Source organism: Nostoc sp. FACHB-888 (assembly GCF_014696655.1).
Classification (GTDB): domain Bacteria; phylum Cyanobacteriota; class Cyanobacteriia; order Cyanobacteriales; family Nostocaceae; genus Nostoc.
Genome location: NZ_JACJQM010000013.1, coordinates 14,537 through 33,401, shown reverse-complemented (window position 1 = coordinate 33,401; position 18,865 = coordinate 14,537). Strand labels below are relative to the sequence as shown.

Sequence of the window (18,865 nt, the reverse complement as noted above, 5' to 3'; positions counted from 1 at the left end):
TATGCGGACAGAATGGGTTGCTAAACGACGTGGGCAGGTTAATGTATCTCAAATGCACTACGCTCGCCAAGGTGTTATCACCGAAGAAATGCACTACGTCGCCCAACGGGAAAACCTCCCGGCTGATCTCATTCGTGAGGAAGTGGCGCGGGGACGAATGATTATCCCCGCTAATATTAATCACACTAACCTAGAGCCGATGGCTATTGGCATCGCCTCCAAATGTAAGGTAAATGCTAATATTGGCGCTTCCCCCAACTCTTCTAATCTTCAAGAAGAAGTTGATAAGCTGAATCTGGCGGTGAAGTACGGTGCTGATACCGTGATGGATTTGTCCACAGGCGGCGGGAACTTGGATGAAATTCGTACCGCCATCATTAAGGCTTCACCTGTTCCCATTGGTACAGTGCCAGTTTACCAAGCTTTAGAAAGTGTTCACGGCACAATTGAAAACCTGACTGCTGATGATTTTCTCCATATCATCGAAAAGCACGCCCAGCAGGGAGTAGACTATCAAACTATCCACGCAGGGATTTTGATTGAGCATTTGCCTTTGGTGAGAAACCGTATCACTGGTATTGTCTCTCGCGGCGGTGGTATTTTGGCACGGTGGATGTTGCATCACCACAAACAAAACCCGCTTTATACGCACTTCCAAGATATTATTGAGATTTTCAAAAGGTATGATGTTTCCTTTAGTTTAGGAGATTCCCTGCGTCCTGGCTGCACCCATGATGCCTCAGATGAAGCACAATTAGCTGAATTGAAAACCCTTGGACAGCTAACTCGCAAAGCCTGGGAAGATGATGTACAGGTGATGGTGGAAGGGCCTGGACACGTGCCAATGGATCAAATTGAATTCAACGTCCGTAAGCAAATGGAAGAGTGTTCTGAAGCACCTTTCTATGTTTTGGGGCCATTGGTGACAGATATTGCTCCCGGTTATGACCACATCACTTCAGCCATTGGAGCAGCAATGGCTGGATGGTACGGTACTGCAATGCTGTGCTATGTAACACCTAAAGAACATTTGGGTCTACCAGATGCCGAAGATGTGCGGAATGGGTTGATTGCCTATAAAATAGCGGCTCATGCGGCTGATATTGCTAGACATCGCCCTGGCGCAAGAGATAGAGATGATGAACTTTCCAAGGCGCGTTACAACTTTGATTGGAACCGTCAGTTTGAATTATCACTCGATCCAGAAAGAGCTAAGGAATATCACGATGAAACTCTGCCCGCAGATATCTATAAAACTGCTGAGTTTTGTTCAATGTGTGGGCCTAAGTTCTGCCCAATGCAAACTAAGGTTGATGCTGATGCGCTGACAGAATTAGAGAAGTTCTTGGCGAAAGAAACTGTGACTCAAAGCTAACAGATTATTATATCGAGTCCAGTTGAATCCCTATGGCTCACATGGATGAGATATGGGATAGAGGGCGCACAGCTAGCTGTGCGCCCCCATTAGTTCATATGTGAGAGAGTATGGAAAGCGAAGCGTCTACCACGTCTATGGAAAGAGGTTTTCCAAATATGATGCGTAAGTCTTAAATTTTTGTATCCAAAGTCAAATAAACTGATAAATCAAAAATCATTATTGATGATAATCTGCTTTTATGCCTGACTCATCTAAAACAATTCAAAAAAAACATGATGATTTATTCTTTAATAGTTTCAAACTGCTAACTGTTGTTTTAATAGTTATAGGTATATTGATAAGATTTATCAATCTTGATGAAAAAATAACTTGGGCAGATGAAACATTTACTTATTTAAGAATTTATGGTTACACCAAATCAGATTTAATGCAGGAAGTAGTTAATAGCCAAATATTAACTGCTGGAACATTATTACAAAAATATCAAAGTCCTGGAGTTGGAAAAAGTATCATTGATACTGTTAAAGGTTTAGCGCTAGAAGATCCAAAACATCCACCCTTATATTTTGTGATGACAAATTTGTGGGTGCAATGCTTTGGAAGTACAGTCGCAGCCACAAGAAGTTTTTCTGCCTTTATAAGTTTATTAGTTTTTCCTGCTCTTTATTGGCTATGCCAGGAATTATTTCAATCAAAAATCGTCGGTTTAGTAGCAATTGCCATTATAGCTGTATCACCATTTCATCTTGTGTATGCCCAAGAGGCAAGAATGTATAGTTTTTCTACACTAAATATCTTGTTATCTAGTGCTGCATTACTCAGAGCAATCAGGTTGCATACAAAATCAAGTTGGAGTATTTATTCTATCACTTTATTGATAGGATTATACACAAATTTATTGTTTAGTTTGGTAGCGATTGGGCAAGGTATTTATGTAGCTGTCAATCAAGAACTCCGAACCAGAAAAATATTGATTGCTTATCTGAGCGCATTATTGGCTGGAATATTAGCTTTTCTTCCTTGGTTATTTTTAATAATTACTCAAACAGACAAAGTTCAAGAAACAATAAGATGGTCGAAGCTTATTGTGCCACTAAATAATTTAGTAGATTTATGGCAGATTAATTGGGCGCGTATTTTTTTTGATATAACATCTAAGTCTAGTTACTCAGATCAGTTACAAAACAATGTATGGTTTTTAATTATTAGACTGTTAGTAATTTTATTATTTTATGCAGTTTACTTTCTTTGTCGTAAAACGCCCAAGTCAACTTGGTCTTTTATTCTAATATTAATTTTATTGACAGCATTAGCTCAAGCCATACCCGATCTAATTTTTGGTGGGATTCGTTCGATCATTATTAGATACTCAATTCCTGTTTATTTAGGATGCCATTTAGCTGTGGCTTATTTATTAGCTCAAAAAGCTATCTTATCTCCATATATGAATATGCGTAAGCATTTATGGAGATTATTGCTCCTTGGGTTAATTTCTCTACAAATCATATCATGTTTGATTATTTTACCGAAAAAAACTTGGTGGAATAAAGCTTATAATTCTGACAATATTCCTATAGTAAATATTATTAAGCAATCTCCAAATCCTTTAATTATTTGTTTAAAATGTGGGAGAGATTGGGGTTGGGGAAATGTATTATCTATAAGTTATCTTCTAGAACCACAAACAAAATTCCAATTATTTCCTGAAACAAATATTAAAGAAATCCCTGATACTTTTACTGATGTGTTTTTCCTCAATGCTTCTGAAAAATTACAAGATACTTTGAAAAAGGAACAGGGCTTGAACATAGGTTTAGTTTTCAAGCACAATCTATCTCTATGGAAATTAAAAAAATAAATACTACGCCGAGCAATTCACACATACAGCATATTTCAGGTAAATGGAGTAGATGGGTAGGGGCACAACATATTGTACCCCTATGATTATGTCTACCTGCTTATCTTTAAGCTAGTATGCTTGGGTTAAAATTCAATTTCAATGGTCAAGCTGCGAATCTTTCCTGTATCTGCGTTAGCTTTATCTGCAACTTCCATAGTCCAGGTTCCTTGGGGACTTTTACCTTTAAAAGCAGCAAGTTTAAGGGTATTTACCTCGTCATAGGTTGTTTTAATATTATCTGTAGCTCCGCCCTGGCGATTGTGCAAAATTACAGGAAGTACGCCTGTTTGCACTGGGGGAAGGAGAGTAACTACAAGGTCACCAATAAAAGTATGCTCGATGTCTACATTAACTTTGATAGATTTTATCAGGCTAGTACTAGCGATCGCCAACGACAATGTTGATATCTGCAAATCGTTAATTGGGATATCTTGCACTGCCTTAAATATGCTGATGGGCGATGTTTGCGTCGGTTTGGCCAATTCTACAGCTTTGAGAGCATTCATTCGACCGTAACCGTAGAAGGGACTACGACCATTAGCATCATATTTACCTCCAGCTTGATCAATACGATCGCAAGAGCGTTTAATAATATCTCTTACTTCGTCCCAACGCAGATTTGGATTTCTGGCAATAATCAGAGCTGCTACACCAGCTGCACCCGGACAAGAACTGGAAGTTCCGCCGAATTCATTCGTGTAATTACCTCCGTTGTCACCCAGATTTCGATTACCCGAATTATAGCCAACCATACCACAGCGATCGGTTGTCCAAACTCCAGGAGTTTGAGAACTGTTGCCATTGTTGCTGGGGAAAGCGCACCAGACGGCCTGACCAAAATCACTGTAAGAGCTTCTCGTGCCGTAGTCGTTACAAGCTGCCACAGCAATCACCTTTTGGTAGCTGGCGTAGCCATCATTATCCACGCTTTCGTTACCATTGCCAGCCGCAAATAAAATTACACAGCCCTTGCCATTGCGTCCCTTATTGATTGCAAAATCCATAGCAAGCCGTGTGGAGTCAGGCAAAGGCACTTTTTGGTTGTGTACAGGATCGTTTGGTTCAAACCAAGTACCGTCTGCTGGCCCCCAGCTGCAAGAAATAACATCAGCACCATTTTGAGCCGCCCAAACAAAAGCATCTGCTTCATCCTGCGATCCCAGCGCCGAAGCTAAACGAATCGGCATCAGCTTTGCACCCGGTGCTACACCAGATGCACCAAAGTTGCCATTTGCACAAGCTACTCCTGCACAACCTGTCCCGTGGTTATTATCGTTTCCCGGTCTGGGATTGTCAGTTTTGCGTGTGACATCACGTGGGGCAACAATTTTTCCAGAGGAACGGAACTCTTCATGATCGAGATCCACACCGTCGTCAATAATTGCAATAATCGTCCCTGTGCCATCGCTCAACTTCCAAGCTGCCTCAACGTTGGCATGGGCATTGATTACCTTACCATTAATTGTTGTTTGCTTTAAGTGCCACTGCTGCGGAGAAATCTGACGTTGGCGTGATTCACGCACTAGTTCAGGATGGCACAGCTCAACTGATTCTTCATTCAAAAGTCTTTCGGCGATGTCAAAGATGGCTATACCAGTATTTGCAGATGCACTGACAAAGTAAGCATTTGGAGCATATTCCAGTTGGCGTTTGATTGTTAAGTCGTAACGTCTTAAGACTTCTTGGCAAACCGTTAACTCTTCTTCGCTATGGAATTTAAGGAAGAGGTTTTCGGTGTAAATTACAGGTTGTTGGGATACTGGATCGACAAGAACACGTCCGGCAAATTGGACTTCAGGCTCTTGGTTGAGAATTTCACGGGCGCGATCGCGCAAAGCGATACCTTGAGTCGGAACTTTCGCTCGCAAAATTTCTACACCCGCTTGCCGAAACCGTGTTGCTAACTCGAATTGGTTAAGAATTCTGCGAGCTGGGGGTGATACAGGTGCAACTTCAAAGGGTCTTACACCGACAAGAACACTGCGGCTTTCGGTACGCACTACAATGTGTTCGTTACTGATAGCAAGTTCATACTGTTGACCATTCTGCCCACCATAGCGAACCTGAACCATAATTTAATCTCCTGGGATATTTGGAATATTAAAGTGACACTATCTTAAAAAAAATGTTTAAGTTTTATCCTTTTGCACTGCCCAGGATTGAAAGGCAGGCGATCGCACTGGTCACAATTGCGGGAAACTGAAAGCAGATTAATTAGGAGAGGAGAACCTAATGAGTTGGACTAAAGTTCTTACAGTCGAAGCACTTTCGCCAGGTACGCGACAAGTGGTGAAAGTAGGCAACCGGAAAATTCTGGTTTTGAATCACGAAAATCAGCTTTATGCAGTAGATAACAACTGTCCCCACTTAAAATTACCGTTGAAAAATGGGAAAATTACTGAAAGTGGAGCAATTGTTTGTACCTTCCATCGCAGTGCTTTTGACCTGCGGACTGGTGAAGTACAAGGCTGGTGTTCCTGGCCGCCTGGTGTAGGTAAAGTACTTTCGATGGTTTCGCCACAAAAAGTATTGCCAGTATTTCCGATTCGTGTAGAAGAAGGCAGTATCTGGGTTGATGTGCAAGAGGAATAAGCTAATAATTACGGTTCTACTAATACGTTACAGCGTAAATAGAGCAACCATTGAAAATCCTTAAAGAGCTTATCCCATAATACTTTTGACTTGTGCCTTGCGGTACTAATCTATCTATTTTTTAGGAGTTAAGCGACAAAACCCCAGCCGATAAGTTTAGCTGGGGTTTATCTCAAAATGTACCTATTTCCAAGATATAGGAACTATTAAATGGGAGAATAGAAGATTTCCTCAAGTAGTTTGAACACTTTGTTGTGATGTAATGTTGGGTTGTGCGTTACCATTCCCAGCTTCTATAGAAGCTGTAGCACTTTGAGCGTTGCCTAAATTGACTTTGAATACCTTGTTTTGTTCTTGTTCCAGTTTAGGTAAGGTCAGAATTAAAATCCCATCTTTCAGGTCTGCCTTAACTTGTTGATTCTGAACTTTGCTTGGTAGAGGAACTATTCTAGTGAAGTTGCCATACCGGAATTCAGAATGAACTTTAGCGTTAGATTCAGAATGTTTTTCGTAACGATGCTCACCAGAAATCGAAACTGCATCTTGAGTAACTTGAACATCCAGGTTTTTAGCTTCTACGCCTGGAATCTCAACTCTTAATACGAACTCTGAACCATTGTCAGATAATTCAACAGCAGGAACCCACGCTGTTCTCGGTGATGCAGAAATATCGGAGTTGTCGCGCTCGGCTGCTGTAAGCTCAGAGAAGAGTTGATCCATTTGCCGACGCAGAATTTCCATTTCACGGAATGGTTCCCAACGAATGAGTGCCATATCGTAATCTCTCCTTAACTTCATAATTCACTTTTGAGTAATCAAACAAAGTTTTAGAGGTATTTAGAGGTTTCAGATATTTAATCAATTATCAAACCTCTACTTTTTAGAGAGAAGTTTTATTTGCTTTTTTTCTTCTCTCTAGTAACTAATTTAATCAAATAAAAATCTAAAAAAAAGTTGGGTAAACCGTACAGACATAAGTTGGATTTACCGTATCAAACAAAAAAGCAATGAAAAGCTTGACTTATTAAACCTGGAGAACCCCACCCCGCAAAGGCTACACTTTGTCTCCCTTGCCCCTAATCCCCAGAGGGGGCCCCGAGTTCCCCGGCTTGCCTACGCTGTACACACAAATTGTCCGATTACCCAAAAGTCCTCAATACCTCACCCTGTCCGATAGAAAAAGGTGAGGTTTTACCAGGATGAGCTATCTCAGTGGCTCTGAAGCGTAACCTTAAATTCCGTTCAAAAAGAATTGTCTGTACACAGTAGTAAAAATGTTACATGGTCTGATCCATTGCTACTGGTGCGCGTAATCTAGCTCATGAATAAGGATAAGTCGTTTGCAGAGCAAGTAACTTATACATTTGTGGACTTGATTCTTTATAAAGGTCTACTTTTTTGACTTAAGTCTTGTTAAAGCAACCAAATCACAACACTACTATTAATTAAATCTCTACTGGCTTCTAAGCGAATTCCACCATCAATTCTACAAGAGCCTTCTTGTCTTTCAATCTCTAATTTGGATACTCAAGCATTCATTCAATCAACCAGCACTAGATTAGATTTATATTCTGTTAGGTACTAGTAACTGGAACCTCTTTTGTTTCTACTGTTTCTACAAAAGTTTCTCGGCCTGTAATCAATCTAGAGCGACGATTACGAGTAATATAATTCCACGCCCACTGAAATACTACTAGTAATTTAGTGTCAAACTCGATTAAGAAGTAGATGTGAACTAATAGCCAAAATGCCCAAGCAATGAAACCTGTGAGTTTGATTAAGCTTAAATCTACAACAGCTAAATTTTGCCCAATCATCGCCAAACTACCCACATCGTTGTAATGAAATTGTGGCAAAGTCTTACCTTGAAGCCGTCGTCGAATTAGTTTACCTACATACTCTCCTTGTTGTTTAGCTACGGGTGCAACACCAGGTAAAGGTTTAGCATCTTGATGGGAGAAGTTGGCTAAATCTCCAATTACGAAAATGTTGTCATAACCCTCGATAGACAAGTCAGGTTCTACAATTACACGCCCAGAGTAATCGCGCTCTACACCTGTAGTTTCTGCTAAGACTTTCCCCATTGGGGAACCTTGAACACCTGCTGCCCACAATATAGTGTTTGAGGCAATTTCTGTAAATTCATTGTCTTGCTTGAAAGTAACGATACCACCTTCAATATTTGTCACCCTGGTGTGAGTGTGGAGTTCTACACCCAACTTTTGCAAAGATACTGCTGCTGATGCGGATAATTCTGGCACCATGTGTGGGAGGATGCGAGGGCCCCCTTGTAATAGTAAAATTTTCGTTTCTGAGGTGTCGATGCTGCGGAAATCTTCTTTAAGAGTTTTGTATGCCAATTCTGCGATCGCACCTGCTAATTCTACACCAGTTGGGCCACCCCCCACAATCACAAAACTCAACCAAGCCCGGCGTTTTTCAGGATCAGTTTCTTTTTCTGCTGCTTCAAATGCACCAAATATCCGGCGACGCATTTCTATGGCATCTTCTACAGTTTTCAAGCCAGGAGCAACTTTTTCCCAGCTATCTTTACCAAAATAGGAATGGTTCGCACCTGTGGCGATAATTAATGTATCATAAGGTACTACTTCATCACCCAAAATAACTTGTTGGGCTTTTGGATCAATATCACTTACTTCTCCCAACAACACTTTTGTATTCTTGCTTTTCCTAAATACAGAGCGCAATGGTGCAGAAATATCAGAAGGTGATAGCGTACCTGTGGCAACTTGATATAAAAGCGGCTGAAATAGGTGAAAGTTACGTTTATCAATGAGAGTAACATTTACATTCGCTGCATTCAAAGCCTTTGCTGCATACAATCCACCAAAACCACCGCCAACAATAACAACCTGATGTGGTGCATTATTCTCCAGTGAGACTGCCATAATCAATATTTCCTTGTGTTAAGAAGTTGTAACTATTCTTAACAAAGATGTAACAGCATTATGATGTGTGTTGCTGTTTATTTAGAACAATTGAAAAAATAATGAAAGTAGTCAAAGTTAGTAATGAGTGATTATCTGTCTTTTTTGCTTCATCAACAAAGCCTATAAAAATCCTAATCGATTTATTACAATCTGTAAAATTTTCAGTATAGAAGCATAAACTATTGCCTTATCTTTCTTTGTTAATACCAAGAGAGTATAAACTAGGAAGAAATCGGAAACAATCAGTAGTAAGTATAGTTACACATCACAGACAGACAGTAAACGCAATTGTCTTCATAAATAACTATATAATTATTACCATTAGCGATCGCTACATTGATAATGTTGTATCAAAATCCAATAAAAAAGCTGCAAAAATTCATCCAAAAACAAAGTTTTTTGCATATAGGGATTTTTCTGACAATTCTGTTAGGGATCATATTGTTCAATTGGGTAGCACTCTCGCAGCGACCAGTTACCCTCAATATGTTGATTACTGCCCCTGATGCCCAACCTTGGAAGCAGGGTTTGATTAGAGACTTTGAGGCTGAAAACCCAGGCATTCGCATTAATTTAGTTGAGGGGCCGAATGCCACAAATTTGCTCGAAGACCTGTATACCTCATCTTTTATCTTAGGTGAATCTCCTTATGACTTGGTGAATATGGACGTTATCTGGACGCCCAAGTTTGCTGCTGCTGGATGGTTGCTACCCCTAGACGATCGCATTTCTAAGCAGGAGTTGGCAGCATTTTCACCCAAGGATGTAGAAGGCGGACGTTACCAAAACAAGTTGTACCGCATTCCCGTACGTTCCGACGTGGGAATGCTTTACTACCGGGAAGATTTAATCAAAGAAGCAGGATTAAAACCGCCAGAAACCTTTGAAGATTTGATGCGAATTTCCCAAGTCTTGCAGAAGAAAGACGAGGTGAATTGGGGCTATGTTTGGCAGGGGCGGCAATATGAGGGACTCGTGGCAATGTTTGTGGAAGTCCTTAATGGCTTTGGTGGCTTCTGGGTTAATCCCGAAACGTTGGAGGTTGGGCTGGATAGCCCAGAAACATTACAAGCAATTGAGTTTTTGCGTAGTACCGTCAGCCAAGGCGTTTCTCCTCCTGGGGTAACAACCTATCAGGAAGAAGACACCCGGCGCTTATTTCAAAGTGGTCAAGTAGCCTTTTTACGTAGCTGGCCTTATGCATGGCCTTTAGCCCAAGAAAAGAATTCGCCAATCAAAGGCAAAATTGCAATTAAACCGATGGTTCATGCTCCTGGTAAAACTGGTGCAGCTTGTTTAGGAGGTTGGGGTATAGGGATTTCTAAATCTTCTAAACATCCTGAAGAAGCTTGGAAAGCAATTCAGTACTTTACCAGCCGGGAGGCACAACGGCGATTCATTCTGAGTGCAGGCTATGTGCCAAGCCGCCGGGATTTATTTACAGACCCAGAGATTGTTGCTAAATATCCCTACTATCCGCAATTGCTGGAGGTTGTGGACAATGCAGTTTTACGTTCGCCAGTCGGGCAATATGCCCAAACATCAGATATTTTACAGCGTTATCTCAGTGCTGCGCTATCCGGTCGGATAAATCCAGAAAGAGCAATGCAAGCTGCTGCTAATGAAACACGCCGACTGTTGGGGGCAGGGGGCAGGGGGAGATGAGGGAGCAGGGGGAGCAGAGGAAGAATTATTGATTAATGACAAATGACTAATGACTAATGACTAATGACTAATGACTAATGACTAATATGCATACACTCCGAAGCCGGGAACAACGGACTGCCTGGATTTTACTAACACCAGCATTATTGCTGTTGTTGTTTGTATTTGCCTATCCGATTTTACGAGCATTCTGGTTAAGTGTATTTACTAGGAATTTGGGAACGGAACTACAACCCGTATTCTCTGGTTTAGAAAATTATGTGCGGATGGCAGGGGATGGTCGTTTCTGGCAGAGTTTCTCGGCGACGGCCGTGTTCACAACAGCATCCGTGCTTTCAGAATTACTGCTAGGACTCTTGATTGCTCTAGTTCTCAATCAGGCGTTTATTGGAAGGGGCATAGTGCGGACAATAGCCATTCTACCTTGGGCTTTGCCTACCGCTCTGATTGGTCTGGCATGGGCTTGGATTTTCAACGACCAATTTGGAGTTGTAAACGATATTCTGCGGCGGTTAGGGCTAATTACAACTGGGATTAACTGGTTAGGAGATCCAACTCTGGCGATGGGTGCGGCAATCTTTGCTGATGTTTGGAAAACTACACCTTTTATCAGTATTTTGCTGTTGGCTGGCTTGCAATCGATATCAGCAGACCTCTACGAAGCCTACTCTGTGGATGGGGCAAATCCTTGGCAAAGCTTCCGCAATATTACTCTGCCATTGCTGCTGCCACAAATCTTAATTGCAGTCCTATTTCGATTTGCTCAAGCTTTCGGGATTTTCGACTTGATTGCTGTGATGACCGGGGGTGGCCCTGGTGGGGCAACTGAAGTTGTGTCGCTATACATCTATTCCACGGTGATGCGCTACTTAGATTTTGGTTATGGCGCAGCCCTAGTAGTAGTGACATTTTTAATATTAATTGCTGCGGTGGCGATCGCTAGTTTCTTGCTTAATAAATCCCGTGCTAAAACATCAGGAGTTATTTAACCATGAGTTCAACTCCACAACCGATAGCAAAAACCAGATTTTCTCTGAAAAAAATCTTGCTGTTAATAGCAGTTACATTCGTAATGTTATTCAGCCTAGCGCCAGCCTTATGGCAATTGCTGACCTCGTTTAAAGTTAACGAAGATATTGCTGCCGTTCCCACTGTTTATTTCCCCACGCGATTCACTTTTAGTCATTACATTGAGTTATTCACTCGTCGTCCATTTTGGCGCTACATCTTCAACAGCGCCTTTGTGTCGATTACTTCTACAGCTTTAGCTTTAGCGATCGGCGCACCTGCTGCTTATGCGCTGGCACGGTTACGCCCTTGGGGTGAACGAGCTATCCTCGCTAGCGTTCTGATGGTGACTTTATTTCCTGGAATTTTGTTGTTTCTGGGACTGTTAGAAATTATCCAAGCCCTTAGATTAGGCAACAATTATTTAGCGCTCATTATACCATATACTGCCATCAATTTACCCCTGACAATTCTAGTACTCAGAAGCTTTTTCCAACAATTACCTAAAGATTTAGAAGATTCTGCTAGGGTCGATGGTTACAACACCTTTCAACTACTGTGGCAAATCGTGTTGCCTATGACCCTTCCCGCCTTAGTGACTACTGGAATACTCACCTTTATTTTTGCCTGGAATGAGTTTATCTTCGCTCTAACGTTTATGACTCGTGAAGAGATGAAGACGATTCCCGTTGCTGCTGCTCAGTTGGGTGGTGCGACAGTATTTGAAATTCCCTACGGTGCGATCGCTGCTGCTACTGTTGTAGGGACGTTACCCCTGGTTTTAATGGTTTTGTTTTTCCAGCGCCGGATTGTCCAAGGTCTGACTGCTGGTGCTGTTAAAGGATAAAAAAATGGCTAAACTCGAACTCAAAAATTTGAATAAAACTTATACTTCCAAAGTCGTCCCGGTCAAAGACGTTAGCTTAACAGTAGATAACAATGAGTTTCTCACTTTACTTGGCCCTTCTGGCTGTGGCAAATCCACTGTTCTACGCATGATTGCAGGTCTTGAAGAACCTACTCGCGGTCAGATTAAGATTAACGAGGTGGATGTCACTTATAAGTCAGCAGGCGATCGCAACATCGCAATGGTATTTCAAAGTTATGCCCTGTATCCGCACATGACAGTGTACGACAACCTTGCTTCTGGACTCAAGCTGAAAAAAGTACCACCTACAGAAATTAAACAGCGAGTGGCAGAAGTCGCAGAAATTTTAGGATTAGCAGAGTTAATGAACCGCAAGCCTGGCCAAATGTCTGGAGGTCAAAGACAGCGGGTTGCAGTTGGTCGTGCTTTGGTGCGTAATGCCGATGTGTATCTGCTAGATGAACCGTTAAGTAATTTGGATGCGCTGTTACGAGAACGAGTTCGAGCTGACCTCAAACAAATTTTTGCAGTCCAAAAAGTTCCTGTGGTCTATGTTACCCATGACCAAACTGAAGCAATGACACTCTCTACAAAAGTAGCTTTGCTTAACGATGGCTATGTTCAGCAACTTGACCCACCCGAACTGATTTATAACCATCCAGCTAATTTATTTGTGGCTGGATTTGTTGGTAGTCCTCAGATGAATTTGCTTACTCTCCCTTGTAAGGAACGCTATGCAATACTAGGGAACTTTCAAGTACCTCTGCCAGATATACCAACTGTACCACCCCAGATTGTGCTAGGTATCCGCCCAGAAAACGTTCGCATTGCCCAACCAGGTGATACCCAAACTATCCAAGGGCAAGTATATTTAGTAGAAAACTTAGGTATGCACTATTTAGTCAGTGTCAAGGTTGAGGGTTCACAAACTGGAGCCATTATAGTACGTGTTTTGTTGCCAACAGACCAAAATTGGAGTACTGAAAATATCACACTGACATTGCCCCCTGAAGATATTCACTGGTTTGATGTTCAATCTGGACATACTCTTGTGAGAAGACAAATGTCAAGTGTCAGAAGCTAGTAGCGGCGGAGGGCTTTTCAATGGTCTGCTTATTTACGCCATGCTGTACTAGTAATCATACCTGCCTTATCGCGATCGCTTCAGTAAGCCTTAGTTGCGATATACCAAAGGCAACTAATTCCTATCGGTTCGCTCATTTTGAGGCAGGAAAGGGAATAAATGTCATTTAATGATATACCAAATACCGTTATTACTTTGACGTAAAACTTGGTATCTTTGCTCAACAAATTCAAGCATTTTGGGGAAATATTCTTTGATTATAGCTTGGGGTTCATAATCAATAAAGATATAAGGAGGCTTTGATGAATCTAACTGTTCTATAAGGCTTGACCATTGCTCAGGCAGAAAATATTCAAGTGCCCAACCACGTAGTATTGTTGCTTGAGTCCGACCAGAAAAGTAGTAAATAGATGGATCACCAGCTACGTAAATCTCACCAGCAAGGGTTCCTGCTTGAGAGATAAAGTTACCTTCTGAATGAAGTGATGGATATTTTTTTCTAAAGACAGTCTGATATTTTAATCGTGTATCTTCAGTTAAAGCAAAGTTATTATTAACTAGAGTGGCACTCTTTTTGGTTAGGGTGGATGATAAAGGTAAGAACAATAAAAATATGAGCAAAATTGTTGGAATTGGGGAACTCAATTCTTTTAAATAGTCCCATAATACATCTAATCCTTTAGTTGCTAAAATACCTATGGGTACAAACAATAGTAAAAAATGGTATTCCCATAATGCTTTATATTGTAGAGCAATAACACTCAAAGCAAAAACACACCAAACGACAAGTAACAAAGTCAATATATTCTTAGACTTACGCAATGAAGCATCTACTGCAATAATAGCTATTAAGACTAAGGAATAAAAATTTTGTAAAAACCATTTTATTCCCGAAATAAAGTCATTTTGATCTAATGCAGAATTAGCAATAATCAGAGGTGGATATATAAAAAATGTCTGATATAATATTGAAAAACTATTAAACCAAACAAAGTAGCTGGCAACGATTAAAAGAGGAAAAATAACTCCGATAAAAATTGGCAAACAAATTTCAATAAGGATTTTTTGAATACTCTGCCGTTTTATTAATACAGAATACATTAATATAGTTAGCCAAAACGAAAGCAATATCAGTAGAAATATTAATTTAAATAGCAGGACAATTCCACCAATAAAGCCTGATAGTAAAAGCAGGATAAATCTTTGCTTCCCTTCGTTTTTAAAAGATTGAAAAGTTAGCCAAAGACAAAGGAATAAAGGAAAGCCAACCAGCGCTTCAACTTGAGTAAGGTGCCAAGCGCCTGAAACAACATAATAAACGCCAACAGTTAACAAAGGTACTAAACTTGCGATTATCTGATGCCGAAAATAGCTTTTTAGAGTCAGCAGCAATATTATCGAAAAAAATACCATGTAAATCAGTTCAAAGGCATGGATGCCAATCTCATTAAAACCAAACAAAGTTCCTGCCAAAAAATAAAAGCAGAAAATCCCCGGTTGCTTAATATCCCAAAAATCACGATAGAGTACCTTTCCTTGTTGCATCTCCAAAGCACCTAGCCTAAAAAATGCTTGATCTCCGTCAAACGGGAAAGGTAAATGTACAAAACCAATTAAAATAATAAAAATCAAAACTAGAAAGTCAATTTTATTTAATTTAGTAATAGTAATCATGAAAGTTTAATTGGATTTAAATGATTATTCCGCAGTAGTTCATCTACTAACCAGATATAACAATCCTATTTGAATTATAAAAATTATCGTAGACACGCAGCGTCTCGTTAGAGAAGAGTGCTAAGAGAAGAAGGAAATAAATTTACCAATCATTTAGGACTGCTACAAGAATAATTATGTAGCTTATTCGTTACTGATAATGTTTAGAAACCGTAAAGAAACTGTAATGGTAAATAGTTATAAGCCTCTTAGTAGTTAACTATAATCTTAACTTTGCTATAGTTTTTAAACTTTGCAAATATTGGCAGTCTAAGCAAAACTGCATATTCATATATTGCTTCAATAAATAGGTAGGCACGAAAAAACTAAACTATATAAAGATAAATAAGTCGAATATATTTACCGAGATGACTTAAATACAAGCACTCACAGAAGCTCTAAACGGTTGCTTTGATCAACTGCGCGTATATCAGTAAGTGTGTCTCAAGTATTAATGTGGATATAGACACAGCACAATAACTTGCATTAAAGGAAATACAGATGGATCGTTCAAAATTAGTTGCCATTATTACAGGCGTGATTTCGATCATTTTAGCGATCGCTTACCTCATCTTAGTCCAACTGCTGGACTACCGAGACATGAAACCCGCCCCCATCAGCCAATTTCACCAAGCACCTGCAATTATTTCCGTTTTTTCGCAGATTGACAAAATTACCGAAGTGTAAATTACATTTAGCTGGCTTGTAGAGGCGCAATCGATTGCGTCTCTTGTCGTTAATGTCAATAAGTAAAAACTCATAATAACTCTTGATTAAGCCAATGGTTAATCCATAGATAAAAAACAATAGTTATTATTTATTGCTTCAATAGTGTGTTATATAAGTTTTATTTAGAGTAGATATCTCAGATTTATTTTTCTCAAGTAATTCCATTTGGTCAGATATGACGGTAAGCTATTTTTAATAAGATTAAATAAAGATAAATTTATCTTATCTACATTGCTTGGCTAACTGGGATCAACGCAAGTTGATTCAAAACCCCAAATTTTTCATGACAATATAGAGGTAAGTTGATGGCTCAGTTTCTACTTGAGACTGTTTGGCTAGTTCCGTGCTATGCCTTAATAGGTGGCTTGTTAGCCGTACCTTGGTCGCCGGGGATCATTCGGAAAACGGGGCCAAGACCGGCGGGTTATATAAACTTAGTGATGACGTTTTTGGCGTTCTTGCATAGTGCGATCGCCTTACAAGCAACTTGGAATCATCCAGCCGAAGAAGTATTTATTCCTTGGTTATCTACAGCTGGTTTAGACCTCACCATTGCTTTAGAAATATCCTCAGTTAGCGTCGGCGCTTTGGTTGTAATTACTGGCTTGAATTTGCTGGCGCAGATTTATGCGATCGGTTACATGGAAATGGATTGGGGTTGGGGACGCTTCTATTCTTTATTAGGATTATTTGAAGCGGGACTATGCGCCCTGGTTCTGTGTAATAGCTTGTTCTTCAGCTATGTAATTTTGGAAGTCCTAACGCTGGGAACCTACCTACTAGTTGGCTTATGGTTTAGCCAGCCGTTAGTAGTCTCAGGTGCGAGAGATGCTTTCTTAACTAAGCGGGTAGGAGACTTATTCTTATTAATGGGCGTGTTGGCATTATGGCCCCTAGCCGGAACTTGGAGTTATCCAGAACTAGCTAAGTGGGCAGCTACTGCTAACGTCAACCCAACAACAATGACATTGGTAGGTTTAGCCTTAATTGCAGGGCCAATGGGTAAATGTGCCCAGTTCCCCCTGCATTTGTGGTTGGATGAAGCAATGGAAGGCCCGGTTCCTAGTACGATTTTGCGGAACTCGGTAGTAGTTGCTAGTGGTGCATGGGTGCTAATTAAACTGCAACCTGTGTTAAGTCTGTCACCCATAGTTTCCTCGGCTATGGTAGCCATTGGGGTAGTGACGGCGGTGGGTGCTTCTTTAATTGCGATCGCTCAAATTGATCTTAAGCGCTGTCAATCCTATTCTGTCAGTGCCTACATGGGTTTAGTATTCATCGCTGTGGGAGTGCAACAATACGAAACGGCGCTGTTGTTAGTACTCACCCATGCCATATCCGCAGCCCTATTGATGATGAGTACTGGGGGAATTATTTGGAATAGCATTACCCAAGATGTAACTCAATTAGGCGGATTGTGGACACGCCGCCCAATTTCAGCAATAGCCTTTATCGTCGGGACTTTAGGATTAATCGCTTTTCCACCACTGGGTAGTTTTTGGGCCTTGGTGAAACTAGCAGATGGGTTGTGGGAAACACAACCTTGGTTAGTGGGAGTAGTGATAACGGTAAACGCTTTGACAGCCGTGAGCTTAACCAGAGAATTCGCTTTAATCTTTGGCGGTAAAGCTACACAAATGAGTCAGCGATCGCCTGAAGCTCACTGGCCCATGATTCTGCCAATGGTGATTTTACTTGGCTTCAGTCTACATCTTCCTTTAGTGTTGCAAAGTTTATCGCTTTTACCCGATTGGACAACTCTCAATAAAGATGTCGCACTACTTTTAATTTGGTCGAGTATTTCCAGTTGCAGCATTACTGCTGTGGTTTATTTAGGCAATATTCCTAAACCGATTCGCCTCCCTTGGCAAGGTTTACAGAACTTGTTCGCATACGACTTTTACACCCCTAAACTCTATAAAATGACCATTATTTTTGGAGTTGCCAAAATTTCCCAATTTGCCGATATGATTGATCGGTTTGTAGTCGATGGCATCGTTAATTTTGTTGGTTTATTTTCGCTATTAGGCGGCGAAGGTCTTAAATACAGCACCTCTGGACAAACCCAGTTTTATGCCTTAACCGTTCTTTTAGGAGTGAGCATTTTAGGAATGTGGGTAACTTGGTCATTTTGGGAAGTGCAGTTTTTAAATTTGATTTCCTAAATCACTAGATTTAGGTATTCAATGCCGTTTTATTACAAACAGTTTAATATTGTGAGGATAGTTCCATGAGCATACAACGTTCCAAAATTAATCTTTCTAGAAGAACTTTATTCAAGTTTGGTGCAGGTGCGATCGGTACAGGTGTATTGACAGCCGGACTTGGATCAAACTTGCTTGCAGCCGAAAAAACACCAGCAAAAGAAGATATTACGCCCGATAAGGCATTACAAGAGTTATTGGATGGGAATGAAAGGTTTGTCAAAGCAAAACGGCGTAATCCTAACCAAACACTTTCACGTTTAGCCGAAGTTGCCAAAAGTCAAAAGCCTTTTGCTTCTATTTTAGGTTGTGCAGATTCACGAGTGCCTTCAGAAATTGTTTTTGACCAAGGACTTGGAGATTTATTTGTCTGTCGCATAGCTGGTAATATTGCCACAACACAGCAAATTGGTAGCTTAGAATTTGGCAGTTTAGTATTAGGTGCTAAAGTCATTATGGTAATGGGGCATGAACGATGTGGTGCGGTAGATGCCGCAATCAAAGACGCTCAAGTGCCAGGGCAAATTGGAAGTTTGCTTCAAGCAATTAAACCAAGTGTAGAAAGCTCAAAAGAGCAATCAGGAGATAAGTTAGAAAACGTCTGTAAAGCAAATATTTTGGCGCAAGTTGAAAAGTTGAAATCATCATCAGTTTTATCTGAGTTAATCAAGGCAGAAAAACTGAAAATAGTCGGTGGCTATTACGATTTAGATACTGGCAGAATCAGTCTAGTTAGTTAGATGTTGTAGATATAGTTTCCAGGTATAACCTAC

Annotated in this window: 14 protein-coding genes; 10 read left to right on the top strand and 4 right to left on the bottom strand. The window is 40.5% G+C overall.

Features of this window, described 5'->3' with window-relative positions:
• Window position 1: 1 nt before the first annotated feature.
• Window positions 2-1,375, top strand: coding sequence for a phosphomethylpyrimidine synthase (gene thiC, locus H6G26_RS10670; RefSeq protein WP_190729225.1), 1,374 nt, complete (start codon window positions 2-4; stop codon window positions 1,373-1,375).
• Window positions 1,376-1,616: 241 nt separating this feature from the next.
• Entirely contained in the window at window positions 1,617-3,236 is a 1,620-nt protein-coding gene (locus tag H6G26_RS10665; protein ID WP_190729224.1) for a glycosyltransferase family 39 protein, read from the top strand.
• 125 nt (window positions 3,237-3,361) lie between these two features.
• On the opposite strand, the gene H6G26_RS10660 is transcribed toward H6G26_RS10665, so the two are convergent.
• Window positions 3,362-5,350, bottom strand: coding sequence for a S8 family serine peptidase (locus tag H6G26_RS10660; RefSeq protein WP_190729223.1), 1,989 nt, complete (start codon window positions 5,348-5,350; stop codon window positions 3,362-3,364).
• Between the two features lie 160 nt (window positions 5,351-5,510).
• Here H6G26_RS10660 and H6G26_RS10655 point away from each other — a divergent pair, with 160 nt between their 5' ends.
• On the top strand, window positions 5,511-5,870 hold the full coding sequence (locus H6G26_RS10655) for a Rieske (2Fe-2S) protein (RefSeq protein WP_190729222.1): 360 nt from the start codon (window positions 5,511-5,513) through the stop codon (window positions 5,868-5,870).
• 231 nt (window positions 5,871-6,101) lie between these two features.
• Here H6G26_RS10655 and H6G26_RS10650 read toward each other — a convergent pair whose 3' ends face one another.
• Both H6G26_RS10650 and H6G26_RS10645 read right to left on the bottom strand, forming a co-directional pair.
• On the bottom strand, window positions 6,102-6,644 hold the full coding sequence (locus tag H6G26_RS10650) for an Hsp20/alpha crystallin family protein (RefSeq protein ID WP_190729221.1): 543 nt from the start codon (window positions 6,642-6,644) through the stop codon (window positions 6,102-6,104).
• A gap of 800 nt (window positions 6,645-7,444) precedes the next feature.
• Window positions 7,445-8,779, bottom strand: a complete 1,335-nt coding sequence (locus H6G26_RS10645; RefSeq protein ID WP_190729220.1) for an NAD(P)/FAD-dependent oxidoreductase — start codon at window positions 8,777-8,779, stop codon at window positions 7,445-7,447.
• Between the two features lie 384 nt (window positions 8,780-9,163).
• Here H6G26_RS10645 and H6G26_RS10640 point away from each other — a divergent pair, with 384 nt between their 5' ends.
• The 4 genes from H6G26_RS10640 (at window position 9,164) to H6G26_RS10625 (ending at window position 13,446) form a co-directional block, all read left to right on the top strand.
• Window positions 9,164-10,486, top strand: coding sequence for an ABC transporter substrate-binding protein (locus H6G26_RS10640; RefSeq protein ID WP_190729219.1), 1,323 nt, complete (start codon window positions 9,164-9,166; stop codon window positions 10,484-10,486).
• A gap of 77 nt (window positions 10,487-10,563) precedes the next feature.
• Window positions 10,564-11,475 carry a sugar ABC transporter permease gene (locus tag H6G26_RS10635; RefSeq protein ID WP_190729218.1) on the top strand — a complete coding sequence of 304 codons (912 nt, stop codon included), beginning with the start codon at window positions 10,564-10,566 and terminating at the stop codon, window positions 11,473-11,475.
• 2 nt (window positions 11,476-11,477) lie between these two features.
• On the top strand, window positions 11,478-12,341 hold the full coding sequence (locus H6G26_RS10630; protein WP_190729217.1) for a carbohydrate ABC transporter permease: 864 nt from the start codon (window positions 11,478-11,480) through the stop codon (window positions 12,339-12,341).
• 4 nt (window positions 12,342-12,345) lie between these two features.
• Window positions 12,346-13,446 carry an ABC transporter ATP-binding protein gene (locus H6G26_RS10625; protein ID WP_190729216.1) on the top strand — a complete coding sequence of 367 codons (1,101 nt, stop codon included), beginning with the start codon at window positions 12,346-12,348 and terminating at the stop codon, window positions 13,444-13,446.
• A gap of 162 nt (window positions 13,447-13,608) precedes the next feature.
• Here H6G26_RS10625 and H6G26_RS10620 read toward each other — a convergent pair whose 3' ends face one another.
• Window positions 13,609-15,120, bottom strand: a complete 1,512-nt coding sequence (locus tag H6G26_RS10620; protein WP_190729215.1) for a hypothetical protein — start codon at window positions 15,118-15,120, stop codon at window positions 13,609-13,611.
• A gap of 540 nt (window positions 15,121-15,660) precedes the next feature.
• On the opposite strand from H6G26_RS10620, the gene H6G26_RS10615 reads away from it, so the two are divergent.
• The 3 genes from H6G26_RS10615 to H6G26_RS10605 all read left to right on the top strand — a co-directional run bounded on the left by H6G26_RS10615 (window position 15,661) and on the right by H6G26_RS10605 (window position 18,832).
• Window positions 15,661-15,846 (top strand): hypothetical protein, encoded by a 186-nt coding sequence (locus H6G26_RS10615; protein ID WP_190729214.1) that lies wholly within the window; start codon window positions 15,661-15,663, stop codon window positions 15,844-15,846.
• 347 nt (window positions 15,847-16,193) lie between these two features.
• Window positions 16,194-18,053 carry an NAD(P)H-quinone oxidoreductase subunit F gene (locus H6G26_RS10610; RefSeq protein WP_190729213.1) on the top strand — a complete coding sequence of 620 codons (1,860 nt, stop codon included), beginning with the start codon at window positions 16,194-16,196 and terminating at the stop codon, window positions 18,051-18,053.
• A gap of 65 nt (window positions 18,054-18,118) precedes the next feature.
• Window positions 18,119-18,832: a carbonic anhydrase gene (locus H6G26_RS10605; protein WP_190729212.1), complete on the top strand. Its 714-nt coding sequence runs from the start codon at window positions 18,119-18,121 to the stop codon at window positions 18,830-18,832.
• Window positions 18,833-18,865 lie beyond the last annotated feature (33 nt).